This is a genomic window from Streptococcus mitis NCTC 12261 (assembly GCF_000148585.2).
GTDB classification, from domain to species: domain Bacteria; phylum Bacillota; class Bacilli; order Lactobacillales; family Streptococcaceae; genus Streptococcus; species Streptococcus mitis.
Map to the genome: position 1 here is coordinate 1285279 of NZ_CP028414.1, position 20402 is coordinate 1305680.

At 41.4% G+C, this 20402-nt stretch carries 21 protein-coding genes; all 21 read right to left on the reverse strand.

The annotated features are described in order from the left end of the window. Positions 1-19: 19 nt before the first annotated feature. The gene (gene msrB, locus SM12261_RS06640) at positions 20-1132 is read right to left on the reverse strand and encodes a peptide-methionine (R)-S-oxide reductase MsrB (RefSeq protein WP_000998569.1); all 1113 of its coding nucleotides are present in this window, start codon (positions 1130-1132) and stop codon (positions 20-22) included. 9 nt (positions 1133-1141) lie between these two features. Next, positions 1142-1705 carry a redoxin family protein gene (locus SM12261_RS06645; protein WP_000759264.1) on the reverse strand — a complete coding sequence of 188 codons (564 nt, stop codon included), beginning with the start codon at positions 1703-1705 and terminating at the stop codon, positions 1142-1144. 13 nt (positions 1706-1718) lie between these two features. Next, positions 1719-2429 (reverse strand): thiol-disulfide oxidoreductase-associated membrane protein CcdA2, encoded by a 711-nt coding sequence (ccdA2, locus tag SM12261_RS06650; protein ID WP_000368753.1) that lies wholly within the window; start codon positions 2427-2429, stop codon positions 1719-1721. Positions 2430-2595: 166 nt separating this feature from the next. Next, a complete protein-coding gene (locus SM12261_RS06655) occupies positions 2596-3144 on the reverse strand; it encodes a GNAT family N-acetyltransferase (protein WP_000835666.1) in 549 nt (182 codons plus the stop codon). A 307-nt stretch (positions 3145-3451) separates the two neighbouring features. Further along, positions 3452-4276, reverse strand: a complete 825-nt coding sequence (gene nadE / locus SM12261_RS06660) for an ammonia-dependent NAD(+) synthetase (RefSeq protein WP_000058030.1) — start codon at positions 4274-4276, stop codon at positions 3452-3454. Next, positions 4273-5733 (reverse strand): nicotinate phosphoribosyltransferase, encoded by a 1461-nt coding sequence (locus tag SM12261_RS06665; RefSeq protein ID WP_000283125.1) that lies wholly within the window; start codon positions 5731-5733, stop codon positions 4273-4275. Before SM12261_RS06665 ends, nadE begins: the two co-directional genes overlap by 4 nt. Before the next feature lie 114 nt (positions 5734-5847). Continuing rightward, the gene (locus SM12261_RS06670; protein WP_000797146.1) at positions 5848-6336 is read right to left on the reverse strand and encodes a DUF6773 family protein; all 489 of its coding nucleotides are present in this window, start codon (positions 6334-6336) and stop codon (positions 5848-5850) included. Then, positions 6326-6535 (reverse strand): helix-turn-helix transcriptional regulator, encoded by a 210-nt coding sequence (locus tag SM12261_RS06675; protein WP_000240380.1) that lies wholly within the window; start codon positions 6533-6535, stop codon positions 6326-6328. Before SM12261_RS06675 ends, SM12261_RS06670 begins: the two co-directional genes overlap by 11 nt. 146 nt (positions 6536-6681) lie before the next feature. Continuing rightward, complete coding sequence (locus tag SM12261_RS09495) at positions 6682-6822, reverse strand: hypothetical protein (RefSeq protein ID WP_000676227.1); 141 nt, start codon at positions 6820-6822, stop codon at positions 6682-6684. Between the two features lie 45 nt (positions 6823-6867). Continuing rightward, on the reverse strand, positions 6868-7278 hold the full coding sequence (locus SM12261_RS06685) for a GNAT family N-acetyltransferase (RefSeq protein WP_000273892.1): 411 nt from the start codon (positions 7276-7278) through the stop codon (positions 6868-6870). 100 nt (positions 7279-7378) lie between these two features. Beyond that, the gene (locus tag SM12261_RS06690) at positions 7379-8743 is read right to left on the reverse strand and encodes an amino acid permease (RefSeq protein ID WP_000095647.1); all 1365 of its coding nucleotides are present in this window, start codon (positions 8741-8743) and stop codon (positions 7379-7381) included. 75 nt (positions 8744-8818) lie between these two features. Next, complete coding sequence (gene greA / locus SM12261_RS06695; RefSeq protein WP_000818748.1) at positions 8819-9301, reverse strand: transcription elongation factor GreA; 483 nt, start codon at positions 9299-9301, stop codon at positions 8819-8821. A gap of 60 nt (positions 9302-9361) precedes the next feature. Then, positions 9362-11056 carry an endolytic transglycosylase MltG gene (gene mltG, locus SM12261_RS06700; RefSeq protein WP_001291438.1) on the reverse strand — a complete coding sequence of 565 codons (1695 nt, stop codon included), beginning with the start codon at positions 11054-11056 and terminating at the stop codon, positions 9362-9364. Between the two features lie 79 nt (positions 11057-11135). Continuing rightward, entirely contained in the window at positions 11136-11630 is a 495-nt protein-coding gene (locus tag SM12261_RS06705) for a GNAT family N-acetyltransferase (protein ID WP_000405741.1), read from the reverse strand. An 8-nt stretch (positions 11631-11638) separates the two neighbouring features. Beyond that, positions 11639-12094, reverse strand: coding sequence for a GNAT family N-acetyltransferase (locus tag SM12261_RS06710; RefSeq protein WP_000405280.1), 456 nt, complete (start codon positions 12092-12094; stop codon positions 11639-11641). Positions 12095-12103: 9 nt separating this feature from the next. Continuing rightward, positions 12104-13438 carry a UDP-N-acetylmuramate--L-alanine ligase gene (gene murC, locus SM12261_RS06715; protein ID WP_000048085.1) on the reverse strand — a complete coding sequence of 445 codons (1335 nt, stop codon included), beginning with the start codon at positions 13436-13438 and terminating at the stop codon, positions 12104-12106. Positions 13439-13448: 10 nt separating this feature from the next. Continuing rightward, positions 13449-14066 carry a divisome accessory protein ZapJ gene (gene zapJ / locus SM12261_RS06720; protein WP_001206454.1) on the reverse strand — a complete coding sequence of 206 codons (618 nt, stop codon included), beginning with the start codon at positions 14064-14066 and terminating at the stop codon, positions 13449-13451. 47 nt (positions 14067-14113) lie between these two features. Beyond that, positions 14114-17212, reverse strand: coding sequence for a pilus expression-regulating Snf2 family helicase (locus SM12261_RS06725; protein ID WP_078228455.1), 3099 nt, complete (start codon positions 17210-17212; stop codon positions 14114-14116). Between the two features lie 92 nt (positions 17213-17304). Continuing rightward, positions 17305-18471 (reverse strand): MalY/PatB family protein, encoded by a 1167-nt coding sequence (locus SM12261_RS06730; RefSeq protein WP_000521355.1) that lies wholly within the window; start codon positions 18469-18471, stop codon positions 17305-17307. Between the two features lie 7 nt (positions 18472-18478). Next, on the reverse strand, positions 18479-19573 hold the full coding sequence (locus tag SM12261_RS06735; protein WP_000031982.1) for a cystathionine gamma-synthase: 1095 nt from the start codon (positions 19571-19573) through the stop codon (positions 18479-18481). Between the two features lie 164 nt (positions 19574-19737). After that, positions 19738-20193: a hypothetical protein gene (locus tag SM12261_RS06740; protein ID WP_000500942.1), complete on the reverse strand. Its 456-nt coding sequence runs from the start codon at positions 20191-20193 to the stop codon at positions 19738-19740. Positions 20194-20402 lie beyond the last annotated feature (209 nt).

Sequence of the window (20402 nt, forward strand, 5' to 3'; positions counted from 1 at the left end):
ACTGCTTAGGAAAGCCCTCTTAATCAACATAATCTAGTAAATAAGCGTAGCCTTTTTCTTCCATTTGGTCTTTGGGAATAAAGCGGATAGAGAGACTATTGATACAGTAGCGCAAGCCACCCTTGTCCTGTGGGCCGTCCGTAAAGACATGGCCAAGGTGAGAATCTCCAACTCGGCTTCGCACTTCCATGCGTGTCATATTGTAAGACTTATCTTCCTTGTAGGTGGCAACATCTGGACTGATGGGTTGGGTAAAACTAGGCCAGCCACAACCAGACTCAAACTTATCCTTTGATGAAAAGAGAGGTTCACCAGTTGCTACATCCACATAGATACCAGATTCAAATTTATCCCAGTAACGGTTTGAAAAAGCTCGTTCTGTTTGATTTTTCTGGGTGACTGCATACTCCTCAGGTGACAAGGTCTTTTTCAATTCCTCATCACTTGGTTTGGGATATTTGCTGGCATCGATGACGGGATAGGCCGCCTGATTGACATTGATATGGCAGTAGCCATTTGGATTTTTCTTGAGATAGTCTTGGTGGTAATCCTCAGCCACTACAAAATTTTTCAAGGTCTCCTTTTCAACTGCTAGAGGTTGATCGTATTTCTTAGCCACCTCATCAAAGACTTGGTTAATCACCTCTAAATCCTTGTCATCTGTGTAATAAACACCAGTACGGTACTGGGTTCCCACATCATTTCCTTGTTTATTTTTGCTAGTTGGATTGATAATGCGGAAATAGTGAAGCAGGATTTCTTTAAGAGAAATTTGATTAGCATCATAGGTAACATGAACAGTCTCCGCATGACCTGTTTGGTTAATCAATTCGTACTTGGTTGTTTCCCCTCTACCATTCGCATAGCCTGATACGGCATCTGTCACTCCAGGAACGCGTGAGAAATATTCCTCAACTCCCCAGAAACAACCTCCAGCCAGATAAATTTCGTGCAAATCTGCATCTTTACTCACTTCTGTTTTTTTCACTGTTTTTCCTCCTTGGCTAACTGATGCTTTCTCAATTTGCGAGCTATCCGTCTGCCCTGCATTTCGCATCAATAGAAAATAGAAACCGCTTATGGCTAGGAAAAAGATTCCTGCCAAGACAAACAATTTTACTTTATCATTCATGATCTTTCTCTACCCCATTTCTTTCAATGTCTTTAAAATCATATCCTTATCCATAAAACCTGGTTGCGTCTTGACCAGTTTTCCTTCCTTGTCTATAAAGGCTTGAGTTGGGTAAGAACGAACACCATAACTTTCTAAAAGTTTACCTGATGGGTCAATTAGAACTGGGAAATTTTTATAATCCAAGCCCTTGTACCAGTTCTTAAAGTCTGCTTCAGCTTGTTCCCCCTTGTGTCCAGGAGACACCACTGTCAAGACCACATAGTCATCACCAGCATCCTTAGCAATTTCATCTGTATCTGGAAGACTGGCTAGACAGATGGAACACCAAGACGCCCAGAATTTAAGATAGACTTTCTTGCCCTTGTAATCAGATAAACGGTAAGTCTTGCCATCTACTCCCGTCAGTTCAAAATCAGCAACCGCCTGACCTTTAGTCGCAGTTTGCGAACTAACTTGTTCTGTTTTTGTTTGCTCCTTCATAGTAGATTCGTCTGACATATTTTTAGCAGAACAGGCTGCCAAGCAACAGATTGAGCCTACTCCAAGGAGACATGTTTGCCATTTTTTCATTTCTTTTTCCTCTCTATTCAAATAATGTAGTCAAAATGGAAGCATTTCCCAAAAGCACCAAGATTCCCATCACGATAATGAGGAAACCACCCACTTTTTTGAGGGTTCCTAGATAGGGATGAAGTTTTCGGAAATGTTTCAAAACATAGCTGGAGGCAAGAGCTAGAACTAAAAATGGTAGCGCCAAACCCAGCGTGTAAACCAACATGAGACCAGCTCCCTGCCAAGCTCCAGCACCACCTGAAGCCGCCAAGGCCAAAACAGAGCCTAGAACCGGCCCCACACATGGCGTCCAAGCAAAACTAAAGGTCAATCCCAGTAAAAATGCCTGACTATAGCCCTTACCCTTTTGCCCCTGTCTCTTTAATTGTAGCCTTCTTTCCTTGTAAAGCCCCTGCAAATGTAAGACTTCCATCTGGTGCAAGCCCAAGAGAATGATAACCGCACCCGTCACATACTGAAACCAAGAAGCATATAGCAAATTGCCTAAAAAACCAGCTCCATAACCCAGTAAAATAAAAATAAAGGAAATACCCACTATAAAGGCCAGAGTTCGCAATAAACTGACAACAGAGATTGAAAATTTGCTACTAGAAGTCTGAGCACCATCTTTGTCATCCAACAAGACCCCTGCATAGACCGGTAACAAGGGTAAAATACAAGGAGAAAAGAAGGAGAGAATTCCAGCAAGAAAAACACTGATAAAAAAGATTATATTATCCATTGCTTTCCTCCATTCTTTGATTTGATAGGACTATTATAGCCCCAAAACTCAAGAAAAAACATGGACAATGATAGGGAAAAATAGGAATTTAATCAGATTATGTAAAAAATGTTGCAAAAAAAGCCAGACACAGTCTGACTTTGATGGAAACAGAAAAGAAAATTCACTAGTCTTCCCTACTTATCTGATAATAAATAAGGTCAGCAAGATAGCCTTTTCTCTCTACACCATTGGTAATAGTCTTGAGATAGGACATTCCAGCCTTCTCCATGACACGACCTGAAGCTGGATTGAGACTAGCATATCGTGCTCTGACATCTTGAAAACCTGCTTGAGTAAAACAAAAGTCCAAGACAGCTTTCAAGGCCTCTGTCATCATACCATGACCCCAGTATTTCTTGCCTAGCACATAGCCAATTTCACAAGAAGAATCGTTCTCATCTATTGCAACGATGCTGATATCTCCTATCACCTGCTCCGGGTTTTCTTTGAGACAAATGGCCCATTTGTAATAGTTGGGATTAGCATAGGAGGCAACCCAATTTCGAATCGAGTTTCGAGTGATTTCGACATTAGAATGGGGATCCCAGGTGACATAGGTTAGATTCTCAGCAGATGAAGCCCAATTCTGAAACATAGCTTCTGCATCACTTTCCACAAATCTTCGCAAGATTAAACGCTCTGTCTGTAATATCTGCGTACCGATAGATTTCATTACGCTACCTCACTTTCTGATAGATGATTCTCTGCCCAACCTCAATTTAGATTTACTTTGCTTTTGAATTTCAAGGTAATAAGCGAAGAAGGTCACACGGACCTTCTTCACTTACTTGTTTTCATGCTCGGGGTAAGAACCTCCACTGGAGGTTTTTCTTTCTTTTTGATTTCAGGGCAAGAATCTAAAAAGGTCCACAGGACCTTCCTCGCTTTCTCATTTCTAGGCTCAGGGTAAAAAGGTCCACAGGACCTTCTCTCACTTTCTTATTTCAAGATGAGAGGCTGAAAACCTCCACTGGAGGTTTTCACTCCCAAAAGTCATCAAATACGGTGATGGGTAAGTGGCGTTTGTGTTGGCCTTTGTACCACCAGTTTTCGATTCTTGCTTGGGCTTCTGGGCTGATTATTTTGCCTTCTAGGTAGTCGTCAATCTCTGCATAGGTGACTCCGAGGGCGACTTCGTCAGCCAGGCCTGGTTTGTCTTCTTCTAGGTCTGCCGTTGGGATTTTTTCATAAAGGGCTGGATTTGCACCAAGTTCCTTCAAAAGTTGTTTTCCTTGACGCTTATTGAGGCGGTAAAGAGGGAGAATATCCGCACCCCCGTCACCAAACTTGGTAAAAAAGCCTGTGATATTTTCCGCAGCATGGTCTGTTCCAATGACTGCTCCGCTATGGGAACCAGCAAGGGCATACTGAGCAATCATACGGCAACGAGCCTTGATATTGCCCTTGTTGAAGTCTGAAACAGGACTACCTGTCGCTTCAACTGCAGCTGTCATAGCATCTGCAGACTCCTTGATATTCACAACCAAGCTGACATCTGGCTGGATGAAGGCTAGGGCTTTTTGAGCATCTGCTTCATCGGCTTGTACTCCATAAGGCAGGCGGACAGCGATAAATTTGTAGCTATCATCCCCTGTCTCTGCTCGCAGTTCTTCCATGGCCAGTTGAGCCAATCGTCCTGCTAATGTTGAGTCTTGTCCCCCAGAAATCCCTAATACAAAGGTCTTTAGGAAGGGGTGTTTTTTCAAGTATCTTTTTAAGAAATCAATGGAACGACGAATTTCTTCCTGGGCATCAATCACTGGTTTGACACCCAGCTCTTGGATAATCGTTTCTTGCAAACTCATTCTTCTTCTCCTTCACTGAGGGCTTCCTTACGCATTTTGTCAATCAAGTCCATCTTGTCTTGCCATACATCACGCGCCAAATCCACTGGATAATGCTGAGGATTGAGCACGCGCTTGTATTCATCCCACAGCTTGTCAAATTCCTTACGAGCATAATCCTGAATCTCAGTCAAGCTAGGTAGATTGTAAATCAATTTTCCGTCTTTGAAGATATCCACTAAGAGAGGAACAGCGTCAAAATTACGAACCGTCTTCTTGATGTAAGTATAGGTCGGATGGAACATCTTGATTTCTGTCATGCTGGCAACATCTACGCCATCAAAAGTGATATAGTCTCCTTCTGACTTGCCTTTTTCACGACTGGTAATGCGCCACACCTGCTTCTTACCTGGTGTAGACACTTTTTCAGCATTATTTGACAGCTTGATGGTATTGCGCATCTGGCCATTTTCATCTTCGATTGCAACAATCTTATAAACTGCCCCAAGAGCTGGCTGGTCATAGGCTGTAATCAGCTTAGTTCCCACGCCCCAGACATCAATCTTGGCCTTTTGCATCTTGAGGTTGAGGATGGTATTTTCGTCCAAATCATTTGAAGCATAAATCTTAGCCTCTGTAAATCCAGCCTCGTCCAATTGCTGACGAACTTTCTTGGAAATGTAGGCAATATCCCCAGAGTCAATCCGCACACCCATAAAGTTAATCTGGTCACCCAGCTCACGCGCCACCTGAATGGCAGCTGGTACCCCAATGCGAAGGGTGTCATAGGTATCCACAAGAAAGACACAATTTTTGTGGGTCGCAGCATAAGCCTTGAAAGCTTCATAGTCATTGCCATAAACCTGTACCAAGGCATGGGCATGGGTTCCCAAGACAGGAATGTCAAAGAGTTTACCAGCACGCACGTTGCTGGTTCCATTGGCACCACCAATCACCGCTGCGCGTGTTCCCCAGATAGCTGCATCCATTTCTTGAGCCCGACGTGTCCCAAACTCCATCAAGGGTTCATCTTCAATGACTGAACGAATACGAGCTGCCTTAGTCGCCACCAAGGTCTGGTAGTTGACGATGTTCAAAAGAGCCGTTTCGACCAATTGACATTGAGCTAGAGGGCCTTCCACCTGCACAATCGGTTCATTAGCAAAAACCAAGTCCCCTTCTTGGGCAGAACGAACGGTCAACTCCAACTTGAAATTGCGGAGATAGTCCAAGAATGACCCATGATAGCCCAGCGACTCCAAATAGGCAATATCGCTATCTGAAAAACGCAAGTCTTCAAGATAATTCACAATTCTTTCCAAACCTGCAAAAACTGCATAGCCATTTTTAAAAGGCTGTTGGCGGAAATAAACCTCAAAGACCGCCTTTTTATTGTGAATCCCTTGGTCAAAGTAAACCTGCATCATGTTAATCTGGTACAAGTCCGTGTGCAATGTCAAACTATCATCTGGATACATACTTTTCCTACTTCCTTAACTAGAAACCAATGAAAATTTCAAGAACTTTCATGTGTTCCAATAAATTAGTACTATTATAACACATTTTGGCTGGATTGAGAAAAGAGTAACAAGCTATTCTCCACTCTCCAGTTCATCCATATCTTGTTCAAATTTTTTCTGAGCCCATTCGCCATAACTTTTAAGGCCGAGATTACCGATAAAAACCCAAGGAAGGTAAATCAGATAAGTAATGACCCAAGCAGATAAGTATTTAAGGTTCAAAGGATTGTGCTGATAAATTTCTATGTTGAATTGATAATTCTGCAACATCAAAAGAGTCGTAATAGCGAGAGTTACCAGCAAACACCCTAAAATTGTAAAATGAAAACGACTATAGTAGTTCACACCAAAATCTCGAGCACGGCCGAAAAAGTAAGAAGTTCCAATAATGATAGTGATGAGAATCATTCTCGGATTAAAAAGACTTGGTGCTAATACTGCAATCATATAAGATAAAATCAAGAAAGCTATAGAGATATAGAAACTTTCAGCCCCCGCTTTATTGATCAGTTGTTCTTCTCTTTCGTCTAGTAATTGATAATAAAAAAATCTATTTTTCATCTTCTTCCTCCCAAAATAATTGATCCAAAGTTTTGCCTAAACATCTGCAAATGGACTGGCAGAGGGAAAGACTAGGATTGTATTTCCCCGCCTCTATCAAACCAATAGTCTGGCGCGTCACCCCAACAGCCTCTGCCAGTTGACCTTGTGTTAAATCAAGCTCAACCCGAGCTAATTTTAATTTTAAATTTTTAACCACCTGCGTCCTCCTTATAGTTTTAAAAAGTTGCGCCTCTTTTTAACAACATTATATCATATATCTAACTTAATGCAATTTATAAATGTCATTTTGTAAAATTTTATTAACAAAAAACTCTCTACCAAAAAAAGATAGAGAGTTTCTGCTTATTCAATTTGTTTCAAAACATCTACAGCATCGTAGGATTTCACATCTAATGTCTCAGCTACGATTGTACTGTCCTCCATATCGTCTAGAAAGACACAATTTGTAGGATTTAACTGGTATTTATCGAGAATCCCCTTCATACCTATGTCAAGAACCCCTCTTTGCCTTATACTTTCATATTCACCTTACAAATCTTTTTGGTAATAATATCTTTGCCCAATGTAGGGATAGTCTTGTAAGGTAAAGACTTCCTTGTAGCCATGCCTTTTATAAAAATCTGGAGCTTGAAACTGGTAAGTATTGACAAAAGCAAAACGACAGTTTCGATTCTTAGCTTCAGTTTCTGCTTGCTGCAATAGTTTTGAACCGATTCCTTGCCCTCTCAGTTCCTCTTTTACAAACAAATACTCGATTTCCAACCAATTTCCGAAAGTCTCAGCTACCAGACCTGCCAGGAGATATCCCTTTTCATCTTCTACATAAAGATTAAGTGGCACACTTTCAGCCTCTTCTCTTTTGGAACGGTTATAAGCACGAATCAAATTCCCAATTTCTTGTGCTTTCTGGGATTCCTCATTTTCCAATCTAAAGTACATCCAAACCTCCTCGAAAACTGATACAGCTTGATTATAGTCTTATTTCAATAGACTGTCAAACTAGCAAAAACCCACCAAGCTAAGTTGATGAGTTTCAAATCTATTTTCTAAATTTCCACTGGCTGTAAATCCCGAAACCGATAATCCAGATAGCTGAACCGATTGCTCCTACAAAGGTAGACTCTTGTAAAAAGAGGGTTACAAAGACAAAGGCAAAGAATAGCATGGTTAAAGGATTTAAGAAACGATAGTGGGGCATGAGGTAGCCATCCGCCATAAAGTCTGGTGACTTGCGGTATTTAAGGTGAGCCACCATAATCAAGATATAAATGGCGATATAGACACCTGATGATGATGCCGTAATCAAGGCAAAAGCATCCGAAACACCTGGCAAGACATTGATAAAGGCTGCTAGGGCAATCAAAATTGCTGAAGCAATGATAGCATTTTGTGGCACGTTATGACGAGAAAGAGTATCTGCCTTAATAGCCTTTAAGAATGGATTTGGTGAATCATGGGCAATCTGGTACAAATGACGACCGGTTGAATAAAGGGTTGAGTTAAGAGCAGATGCTGCTGAGGTCAAAACGACGAAGTTAATCAAGGCTGCCGCCCACTTGATACCGGCCAATTCAAACACCGTAACAAAGGGAGAATCAGCTGAAGCAAGTTCACGCCATGGAATAATAGACATAATGGCTAAAAGAGCTCCACCATAGAAAAAGACGATACGCAAAGGAATTTCCTTAACAGCTTTTGGCAAGACCTGGCGTGGATTTTTTGTTTCTGAAGTAGTTACCCCAATAAACTCAATCATGAGGTAGGCAAAGAACACCATCTGGAAGGCCATGACAAAGTTAACTCCACCATTAGGAAATAGTGAGAAATTGTCGGCGATATTAGCCAAACTTGCTACTCCATGTGGTGTCTTAAAGCCTGTCAAGACCATAAAGACTCCTGTGGCAATCATGGCTAAAATAGCCACAATCTTGACCATCGCAAACCAAAACTCAACTTCCCCAAAGAGTTTCACCGCAATCAAATTGACCAAGGCTAGAATAGTCAAAAATCCAATCTCAATCATCCAACTTGGCCAGCTAGGGAACCAGAACTGAACATAGTGAGAGATAGCAGTGATTTCCGCCATACCGATAAAGACAACGGATAGCCAGTAAGACCAAACTGAGAAATAACCCCAGCCCTTACCTAAATGGCGCGTGATAAAGTTGATAAAGGTATGTTGCTCAGGGTCTTGGTAGAGCATTTCCCCAACCGCACGCATCATGAGGAACATGAAGGCCCCTGTAATCATATAAATCAGTACAATGGAAGGACCTGTTAGGCTGATAGAGCGCCCCGCTCCCAAAAAGAGTCCTGTTCCGATTGTTCCCGCAATGGCCATAACCTGCACGTGACGATTGGTCAGACCACGCTCCATCTTATTTTTTTTCTTCTTTGAACTCATAACGTCTCCAATTCAATTTAAAATGGAAAAAGGAGTGAGTGAAGCGCACTGCCTCCTCACTCCTTTTTTCTGTTTTTAGGCTGTTTTTTCAACCTTCAAGATTTTTACATCATAGCTACCAACAGGTGTTTCAATGGTTGCTGTGTCACCTGTTTTCTTGCCAATCAAGGCTTGTCCAATTGGGCTTTCATTTGAAACTTTACCCGCAAAGGCATCCGCACCGGCTGAACCTACGATAATATAAACTTCTTCCTCGTCCTCACCAATTTCTTGGATAGTGACTGTTTTTCCAATCGCCACTTCATCATCGGCAACTGAGTCGCTATTGACGATTTCAGCATAACGGATTTTTGTTTCCAAGCTAGAGATTTGTCCTTCGACAAAAGCTTGTTCATCCTTAGCTGCTTCGTATTCACTGTTTTCTGAAAGGTCACCATATGAACGGGCAATCTTAATGCGTTCTACCACTTCTGGTCGGCGGACCAATTTCAATTCTTCTAATTCTTTTTCAAGTTTTTCCTTTTCCGCAAGGGTCATAGGATATGTTTTTTCTGCCATTTTTCTCAACTTTCTTTCGATAGTATTGAATCTCTATCTGAGATTCTCATTTTTGTAGTCTTAGTTTGAACTACTATTTTGAGTAAGCTTGCTATTGACGTGCTCAGCTACATTACGATCATGTTCTTCCTGTGTCACTGCGTAATAGACTTTACCATCTGTAACATTGGCTACAAAGTAGAGGTTCTCACTCTTTGTTTGGTTGATACTTGCTTCAATCGCGTCCTGACTTGGACTATCTACTGGACCAGGCATCAAACCAGGTTTTGTATAAACATTGTATGGTGAATTAATCGATGTGTCAATTCCAGCATCATCTGCTAGGCTGATATTTTGGCCAAGTTTCCCTTGGGCATACAAGATTGCAATATTGCTTTGAAGTGGCATACCAAGGTTCAAACGATTGTAGAAGACACCTGCAATCAACTTACGGTCTTCAGTCTTAGCACCTTCTTTTTCAACAAGTGAAGCAATTGTTAGCAATTCATTGACTGTTAAGTTTTTAGACTTAATTGCACTATAGTGCGGAGTCAAGGTCTTATCCATGGCTGCCAGCATCTCATCAATCAAACTTTCAATAGTTGTGCTTTCCTTGATAGAGTAGGTCGCTGGGAAAAGATAACCTTCCAAACGGTAACGAGCTCCACTTTCTTTCGTTGGCAAGCTTTCGAGTAGGTTTGGATATTTAGCAACTTCTTGACTGATAAAGTTATCATCTTGCACTTTAGCCAAGAAAGCATCCGCTGTCAAAGGTTCTTTAAATTCACCTTGTAATTGGCCTACAGCTTGGGCAATTTGATCAATGGTATATCCTTCTGGAATGGTCAAATCTGCAAGTGAAGGTTCTTGAGGTTCAGGAGTACCACCTTTTTGTAGTTCTTTGATGATATCCTCTGTACTCATGCTCTTTTGCAAATTGTAATATCCAGCCTTCAAATCTGAATAATTCTTATATTTAGCATAAAAAGCAAAAATCACTCCGTGTTTAATCACACCAGAATGTTCAAGTGCTGATCCAATCTCTTGGACATTGGATCCTTCTGGGATTTGAACCGTTACATATTCCTTAGAATTTGCATCAACTGGTAATAAAGATGATTGAACATACTGGTAACCGAAGTAACCACCTGCTGAAATCAAGGCAAGGAAAATCAATAGAGAAATGAAGAAAGCTTTCAAATGTGATTTTTTCTTCTTGACAGGTTTAACTGTCTCACGACGACTACGACGTGGAGTTTCAGAAATCACGTCAACAGCTTCCGCTTCGACGACCGGTTCAGGTCTTGGCGCTTCTGCTTGTGTCTCTTTTTGTTCTTCAGTTTTATAAGAAACAGCTACTCTTGTTGGAGTTGTGTTCAAATCTCTTTCGACCTTTTGTGGACGATTGACATCTGGTCCTGGAACCGGTCTTGATGGACTTGCTTCAGCTGGTGAAGCTGGAACATCTTGACTAGGGTGACTAGGAACGATTGGAGCTTCCTCTCTTAGTTCCTCCGCCGGTGATGCAGGCACATCTTCACTAGGATGCTGTGGAACACGTGGTGCATTCTCCATAATTTTTTCAACAGCTGATAGGGATGCATTCATCACTTCTTCATCAGCAATTTTTGTGTCAGGGACAGACAAAGCTGATTTTTTTTCATCAAGTTCAGCGGCCTCTTGACGAATCCCTTCATAACGTTTTACTTTTTCTAAATCACGTAAAATCTGCTCTTTAAAGCTTAATTTTTCGTCTTCTCTTGGCTTTTCACTCAAAAGTTTATCCTCCTCGTTGACAATCCATAATATTATATCTTAAAAACGAAAGAAAAGCAACCTAGCATGCTTTTCTAGCTTATTTTTTAGCTTCCCAGACCATATCATACCAGGTTTCCCCTGCAAAGGTTGACTGGGACTTACCTTCATTGACAAATCCATGCTTTTCGTAGTAGGCGATGAGATAGTCATGACAGGTTAGATTAATGCCTTCTCTTTCGTGTTCAAGAGCCAGTTCTTTCAAGGATGTTAGTAATTTTTTACCAAGTCCAAGTCCCTGTGATTCTTTGGCAATAGAAAGACAGGTCACAGAGATATAACCACCAGGCTTATGACTATAATCTTCTATCTCTTCTGTAAAAGACTGATCTTGCAGATGGCGGTGCGGTCCAACTGGCCCTTCTATATACCCCATGATTCTGCCTTCTTTTTCTGCAACCAGAAAAGAGGTCCGAATCTCTCGCAAATGCGCCTCAAAAATAGAGCGAGGAATAGCTTCTTCAGCAGAGAAATTTTCTAGTTCAATCTCAACGATACGATCCAAATCTTCTAATCTTGCTTTCCTAATTTCCATTGTGCCTCCTAAAAAAAGAGATTAAACCAAATCATACTAAAGCCTTGACTAGCTGCATAAAGCGAATTTGTCTCTTCTTCATCAATAAAACCGTTCATTTCAAAATAGGAAAGCAACTCATCCGGACTCTTCAAACGAATAGCTTTGTAATCCAGCTTAACTGCCACATCTTTCAAAGCCGCAAGAAGAAGCGTTCCCAAGCCCTGTCTCTGATGGTCAGTATCAATGACTAAAGAGTGTATTTCTAGACATTTCGGATTGTGGGGCTGAGGACCACCTAGAACATAGCCCAGAAGCTGATTTTCATCCCTAGCTAGAAGAAAGGTATCCGCAGACTTACGGATACTTTCTTCTAAAATATGGGAAGGTTGCTGCTTTTCAGCTGGAAAATATGAGGCCTGAAGTGTCTCTATCTCAGCCAAATCAGACTTACTTGCCTGAATGATCTTAATTGGAATTTCCATAGAAAAATCCTATTGAACATTGCTTGTCAAGTTAGACAAGAGTCGCTCAAATGAGTATTCATAGGTTTGGATATCTCCTGCTCCCATGAAGACGTAAACAGCATTATCATGGTCTAGGAGTGGAGAAACATTTTCAACGGTGATCACTTGGTGTTTCTTATTGATTTTATTGGCTAGGTCTTCTACCTTAACATCACCATGGTCTACTTCACGAGCAGATCCATAAATTTGCGCTAGGTAAACAGCATCTGCTTGGTTCAAAGCGTGGGCAAATTCGTCCAACAGGGCAATAGTTCTAGTAAAGGTATGCGGTTGGAAGATTGCTACGATCTCTTTACTTGGGTATTTCTGACGAGCCGCATCCAAGGTTGCAATGATTTCTGTTGGATGGTGGGCAAAATCATCGATAATCACCGTGTCATTGACAATTTTCTCAGTGAAACGACGCTTAACACCGGCAAATGTTTTCAAGTGTTCACGTAACAAGTTCAAATCAAATCCTGCTGTGTAAAGAAGACCAATAACGGCTGTCGCATTCATGATATTGTGACGACCAAAGGTTGGAATATGGAATTGCCCCAACTCTTGTCCACGGAAATGAACGGTGAAGGTTGAACCAGTTGTTGAACGAAGAAGTTCACTAGCTACAAAGTCATTACCTTCTGCTTCAAAACCATAATAATAAATCGGAGCATCAGACGTAATCTTACGCAATTCAGCATCTTCTCCGTAGATAAACAAACCTTTGGTAATTTGTTTAGCATAGTCGTTAAAGGCATTGAAAACATCTTCTAGACTTGTGAAATAGTCTGGATGGTCAAAGTCAATGTTGGTGATAATAGAGTATTCTGGGTGGTAAGGCATGAAGTGGCGCTCATATTCGTCAGATTCAAAGACAAAATATTTGGCATTAGCTGATCCACGACCTGTCCCGTCTCCAATCAAGAAGCTAGTATCTGTGATATGAGACAAGACATGAGACAACATACCTGTCGTTGAAGTTTTTCCGTGCGCTCCAGCAACTCCCATGCTAACAAAGTCGCGCATAAAGCTACCTAGGAACTCATGGTAACGTTTGTAGCTAATGCCATTTTGGTCCGCATAGGCAATTTCGACGTTGTTATCTGGACGAAAGGCATTTCCAGCGATAATTTCCATATCACCGTCTAGATTCTTTTCATCAAAAGGAAGAATGGTAATTCCTGCCTGCTCAAGACCACGTTGAGTAAAGTAGTACTTTTCAACATCTGAACCCTGTACCTTATGCCCCATTTGGTGCAACATCAAGGCCAAGGCACTCATACCTGATCCCTTAATTCCGATAAAATGATATGTCTTTGACATGTTTTCTCCCCTATTCCGTAATTCTTGTCAGATTCAACTCTTGGGCAACCTGACGTTCTTGTTCTTTTTGTTGATTCTTTTTATTGTAGATTTGGCTCTTCTTCAGAAAATCATAATTGTTTTTCTTTGGGCCTGAAGTTTCTTTTGGCTCAGCTTGAGTCGACATATTGTTCACTTCTTCCGCCAAGATGTAATGAGACTGAGTCAATTTTTGACTGTATTTGACAAATTCGCCAGGATTTTCCTTTTGGAAAGGCGCGGTAGGTTGATTGCCCTGTCTATCCAAACGTTGCTGAGAAGGGCGCCTTGTAGGAGTAATATCCTTAGTCAGATAACTTGCTGAGCGTTTCTTTTTCAAGTCCGCACGCGCTTCTTCACGCGCCACCTCCGCATAGCTTTTTCCTTCTTTTTTAACTCCTAAACCAGCCTTCTTAGGTTTCTCTACTAGCTTTTCAATCTGTTTTACTGGTTTTTCTTCAGTAATAGGGGCCCACTCCAGATAATTCTTATCACGGTATTCTCCCTTGATATTACTGATAAAGTCAGATTCATCATAGAGGTCCATAACCGGCATCTCAGTCAACATGATCTCATCATCTGACACCAATGGAAATCGTTCTTCTCTCATTTTCTATTTCCTTTCAACACTTCATTATAGCGTATTGTCTTGATTTTTCAAGTGCTGGCTTCAGAAATTCCCAAAATTTCTCTAATTTCTGCTAGGCTGAGACTGCCACGTGACTCTGTTCCATCCAATACTTGTGACACTAGATGTTTCTTTTGTTCTTGGAGTTCCTGAATTTTTTCTTCAATGGTTCCCCTGGTCACTAAGCGATAAACCTCAACCGTTTCTTCCTGACCTATCCGATGGGCACGGCCAATAGCTTGCGCTTCCACCGCAGGATTCCACCAAAGGTCAACCAAAATAACCGTATCAGCACCTGTCAGATTCAGACCGACACCACCAGCCTTGAGGGAAATCAGAAAGGCATCTCTTTCCCCTTGGTTAAAGGCTTTGGTCATATCTTGTCTTTCCTTGGCTGGGGTCGAACCGGTAATTTTAAAGGAAGTCAAGCCCAAGTCTGGCAATTCTTGTTCAATTTTCTCCAACATTCCCTTGAACTGCGAGAAAATCAAGACACGGTGTCCGCCGTCTGCCACCTGTAGTAGCAGGTCTCGAAGACTATCCAGTTTGCCACTGGCTCCCTGATAATCTTCCATAAAGAGGGCAGGAGTGTCACAGATTTGACGCAAGCGCATCAGACCAGACAAGATTTCCACACGACTTCGCTGAAATTCCTGATCTGACACTTGAGCCAGACGGTCTCGCATCTGTTGCAACTGGGCTAGGTAAATAGCCTTTTGCTGGTCTTCCAGTTCATTTTTATAAACCACTTCGATTAAGTCTGGTAATTCAGTCAGAACTTCTTCTTTCTTACGTCGCATCACGAAAGGTTTGATAAACTGAGCAACGCGCTCAGCTGGCAATTTCATAAATTCTTTCTTGCTTGGCAAAAGTCCTGGCATGACGATTTGGAAAATAGACCACAGTTCACCCAGATGGTTTTCAATCGGAGTTCCTGACAAGGCAAAAACTGATGGCACCACAAATTGTCTCAAGGTCTGGGCAATCTTAGTCTGGGCGTTTTTCATGACCTGAGCTTCATCTAAGAAAAGGAAGTCAAAGGCCATCCCCTGATAAAGCTCACTGTCCTGACGGAAGGTAGCATAGCTAGTCACATAGATTTGATGGCTTTCAGCAAGAATCTCTTCACGACTAGCCTTTAAACCATGAACAACAGCCACATCCAACTGTGGAGCAAATTTCTGAAATTCATCTGCCCAGTTGTAAATCAAACCTGATGGAGCTAAAATCAAGACCCGACTTTCTTTTGTCACTTGACTGGTCAAAAAAGCAATGGTCTGCAGGGTTTTACCAAGTCCCATATCATCAGCTAAAATCCCACCAAAACCATAATGATGGAGCATTTGTAGCCAGCCGATCCCCTTTTCCTGATAATCTCGCAAGGCAGCCTTGACTTGAGTTGCTTGTCTAGGGAAGTCCTCTGGATGCGTCAAATCCTGGGCCAAATTCTGGAATTCTTGTGAAAAAGAAACACGGTCACGTCCTTCAAAGAGATGAGCTAAACTATAAGCCAAGGATTTTCGAGCCTTCAAGGTCCCATCTTTTAATTCAAACTGCCCCAGTTCCTGTAGATTTTGGCGAATTTTCTTGGTCTCTTCATCAAAAAAGTAGACTTGATTAGACGAATCAATATAAAAATCTCGATTATCAACCAAGGCCTTCATGGCTTGGTCAATTTCCTCTTGGGCGATATCTTGAAAATCAAACTGGATTTCCAAGAGACCTCCCTTGGAAGCAATCTGCACTTGAGGGCTTGCTAGGCTATAAATTTCTTCTAGCTTGTCTGATAGATCAACATTTCCGAGTTTTTCAAAAACTGGAATGATTTCATGGAAGAAATGATAAACAGACTCTGCTTTTAAAGCCTGACGCCAAGATTGAAAATCCGCTTCAAATCCAGCTGCCAAACAGACTTGAAAAACTCTTTCTTCTAAGTCAGCATCACTCGAAAAAGGTAATTCTTCTAGCTCTTGTCTGCTAGATACCTTCCTGTCTCCATAATCAAACTGAATTTCTAAACGAATCCGATTGTCTTCTTCCCTGTCAAAGTAAAAAGAGGGTGTAAAAGTTTTGATATGTAGACGTTCTGGAGCTGAAACGGTGCCCATCTGACCAAAGAGCGTTAGACAAGAAGCCAACTTATCTCGATCACTGCTATCAAATTGCAGATATTTCTTTCCTTGTTGATCCAAAGGCAGCGCTTTGATTTCCTTGAGAAGGCGCATCTGCTGGTCTGTTAGAAAATAAACCTGTCCTTTATGGAAAAGCACAGCTCCTTGATAAAAGGCATTGACCCTCGGACTCTCACTGATTTCCATTTCAAAATAGTCCGAGTATTCTGTTACTGTAAAGGTAAATAGATTGGCATCCGCATGCAAATCCTGAAAAAGCAGGGTTTGGTAGCTATCCACTTGATGGTCAAATTGAAAATGGGGCAAGGCCATCAGTAAATTCACACCCTGCTCAAAAAAAGTCAGAGGGAAAAAGAGATGCCGACCTTGGTTTTGGAAAAAGAGCTCTGGAGCCTGTCCTTCCTCCACTAGTCCCCGCAAGAAAGTCAAAAGTTCTTGGCTGGCCTCATCAAAGGATTCCCAAGACAAGGATTCCTCATAGGTCTTGCCAATCATATAAGGCTTTCTCTTCTCGACAACTTTTAAAAAGAGTGGAATATCCCGAATAACGTAGTATTTTTGGCTATTGATTTGCCCGATTCTAAGCGTCCACAAGATATGATTGCTTCCTGCTTCCACCTGACCCACAGCCGACAACTCATAGGCTCGGTCTGATTTTGGAGACAAGATTCGGTCCAAAAATTTTCCACCTAAGGTCACCTTGGTTTCAACGGCCTCTTTTTCCTCATGGCCTTCTTCCAAACTCTGCAAGATTTCCTGACCACGCTCATCATTTTTTAGAAAATGCTCCAACGCTGCCAAATGCACACAGTAGCCCCTCTTTTGGAAAAAATCGCAGGCACAAAAAACCAAATCGTCCTCTAAACTATAGCGCAGTTCTTCTTCTGCAATGCGAGCGTAGAGCCGATTGTTCTTTTCCTTGATAATGTCAACCTTACCAGTTTCATAAAGGGCAACGCCTTCGATACGGACTTTCCCCGGAATCAATTTAGCCATATTTTTACCTTTACCTTATCTTTTTATTATACCATATTTTCCCCTATGAAAATAGCCTTCTAAGGATACTTTTCTCCTAGAAGGCTGGATTTTTAAAGTTTAGCAAAAGTCGTCACAATTCGCTGACACACTTCTTGCAACAGAGATTTAGGCATGGCTACATTGAGGCGAGCATGGAGACTTCCTTCCTCTCCAAAATCCAAACCACGGTTAAGGATAACCTTAGCTTCATTTCTCAAAAGCTCTTGTAATGTTTCATCAGTCAGGTCATAGGCTGAAAAATCAAGCCAAATCAAGTAGGTTCCTTGCGGTTTCATAACCTTGATTTTAGTCTCTTTTCCAAATAGATCTACCACATAATTGATGTGGTCTTCAAAGACTTGCTTGAGTTCCTCTAACCAATCCTTACCATAGCGATAGGCAGCTTCTGTCGCCAAATAACCCAAACCTGAAATTTCATGTTGATTATTAGCCAACTGGCGTTTCTGGTAAGCCAGTCTCAACTTAGGATTTTCAATAACTGCATAGGAATTTTTTGTCCCAGCAATGTTAAAGGTTTTAGTGGCACTGCTCAAGACAATCGCAAAATCTTTGAAGGCAGGATTAATGGTATTGAAGGAATGATGCTTGTGACCAAAGAGGGCCAAATCTTGGTGAATCTCATCCGAAACCAAGAAAACACCGTGTTTTTGGCAGAGTTGGCCAATCTTTTCCAACACTTCCTTTTCCCAAACACGTCCACCAGGATTGTGAGGATTGCAAAGAATATAGAGTTTGACATCCTCTTCCACCAAATCCTTCTCCAATTGATCAAAGTCAATCTCAAACAGACCATCTTTTTCCACCAAAGAATTGGTAATCAATCTGCGGTTGTTCAACTTGACACTGCGTGCAAAGGGTGGATAGACAGGTGTGTTAATCAAAACCGCCTCGCCTTCTTTTGTAAAGGCTTGAATAGCTGTTGAGATGGCTGGTACCACACCCTCGATAAAGACAAGAGCCTCTTTGTCAAAGTGGTAACCGTGTTGTGTGGCTTCCCACTTTTGAACTTCCTTAATTAACTCTTCACTGGCATAGGTATAGCCATAAACCAGTTGATCAGCGTAAGTCTGCACGGCTTGGCGGATTTCAGGCAAGACTACAAAGTCCATATCCGCTATCCAAGCTGGTAGGACTTCACTATCCGTTTCTGCTTCTTTCCATTTATAGGTATGGTGCCCTAAACGATTGGGCAGGCTTGTAAAATCATATTTTCCCATCTTTTTCTTATCCTTCCAAGGCTTGGTGCAAATCTGCAATCAAATCTCTAGCATCCTCAATCCCAATCGACAAACGCAAGAGGTCATCTGTCAAACCATAAGAGTGGCGCACTTCTGCTGGAATATCAGCATGAGTTTGCGTCGTTGGATAAGTAATGAGACTTTCTACCCCACCCAAACTTTCCGCAAAAGAGAAGACCTTAAGACTGTTCAAAATGTGAGGAATGCGTGTTTCATCTGCTACTTTAAAGGAAATCATACCCCCACGACCAGTGTAGAGAACTTCCTTAACTGCTGGAGAATCCTTCAAAAAGGCAACCACTTCTTGGGCGTTAGCTGTTGAGCGCTCCATACGAAGAGACAAGGACTTGAGACCACGAATCAATTGATAACTGTCAAATGGAGACAAGACTGCCCCTGTCGTATTGAGATTGTAGAAAAGCTTTTCGTATAATTCTACACTATTGGTCACAACAACTCCAGCCAAGACATCATTGTGGCCTGCTAGATACTTGGTTGCTGAATGAAGAACGATATCTGCTCCATCTTCAATCGGACGTTGGTAGATAGGGCTGTAGAAAGTATTGTCCACCACCACTTTGGCACCCTTAGCATGAGCTAATTTTGCTAGTTTTTCGATATCAAACTCCAACATCAAGGGATTGGTTGGGGTTTCGATATAGAGAACATCTACGTCCTTTTCTAACTCGGCAATCAACTCTTCTTCTGTATTGGCATAGGTAAAATGGAAACGACCTTCCTGCTCCACTTGATTGAACCAGCGGAAAGAACCACCATAAAGGTCACGGACAGCCAAGACCTTACTTCCTACTGGAAAAACGCTAAAGGCCAGTACAATAGCTGACATCCCTGAGCTAGTCGCTAGGGCATAGTCTGCTGACTCAATAGCCGCCAAGACTTCTTCAGCCTTACTGCGAGTTGGGTTTTTGGTGCGCGTATAGTCAAATCCAGTAGATTGACCAAACTCTGGATGCTGATAGGTCGTTGAAAAATGAAGCGGTGTCACCAAAGCTCCTGTCGCTTTATCTGACTTAATGCCCGCCTGGGCCAAAATTGTGTTAATGTGTAATTCCTTGCTCATACAATACCTCCAAATCTATAGTAACTATTGTACCACTTATTTTCATCAACTCATTTTCTTCTTTTCAAGAGCTAGTTATAGTTTCAAACTATAGACTTATCGAGTAAAGCTAAAAAGAATCCAGAAAAGCTTCCAGATTCTTTTGTGAAAATGATTGCTAGAGTTTACTTTGACTGAAAGAAATCCTGTTGGGCTAAATAGTCATAATGGTCTTTATTAAATTGATATTGGCCCACATGCTGACCAATCTGACCGACATCCACGGAAAAAATATAGTCTTCATTTTGATAATTCCAATTCAGCCTAACTGTATTCAAGGCTGTCTTATAAGTAAAATCTTGAACTTGATTCCAAGGCATCTCTACGACGTGATTAGAACGTTTCTCAGTCACATCACTGATGTCCATCAAGTAGATTCCCTTAGATGTGAATGCTAGAATCTTAGGCTTCACACTCGACTGAACATAGTAGGAACCACCTATAATGAAAAAATCAATAAAGGATTTCAACCATGTCTTTTTCTTGAAAGCCATCAGAAAATTCTTTTGTCCTTCAATGTGACAAGTTGAGAGAAATGATGCAATCTGTTTTTCTGTTGCAAACTCCATAATAGCGCCCATGATGATACCTCCCTATTAGTAAATAGCCAGTTAAGAATTCTTCATTTAAAGAAGAACTTATCAATTATTGAGTTTTATCTTACTTTTACAGTAGACGGCATCCCCTCCTATAAAATCATCCTAGCATGTGTATACTTCAGTTAACACTGGAAGAGGATTTAAAAAAATAGCTTCTCACAACTTTTATTATATTCATTATATCATAAATT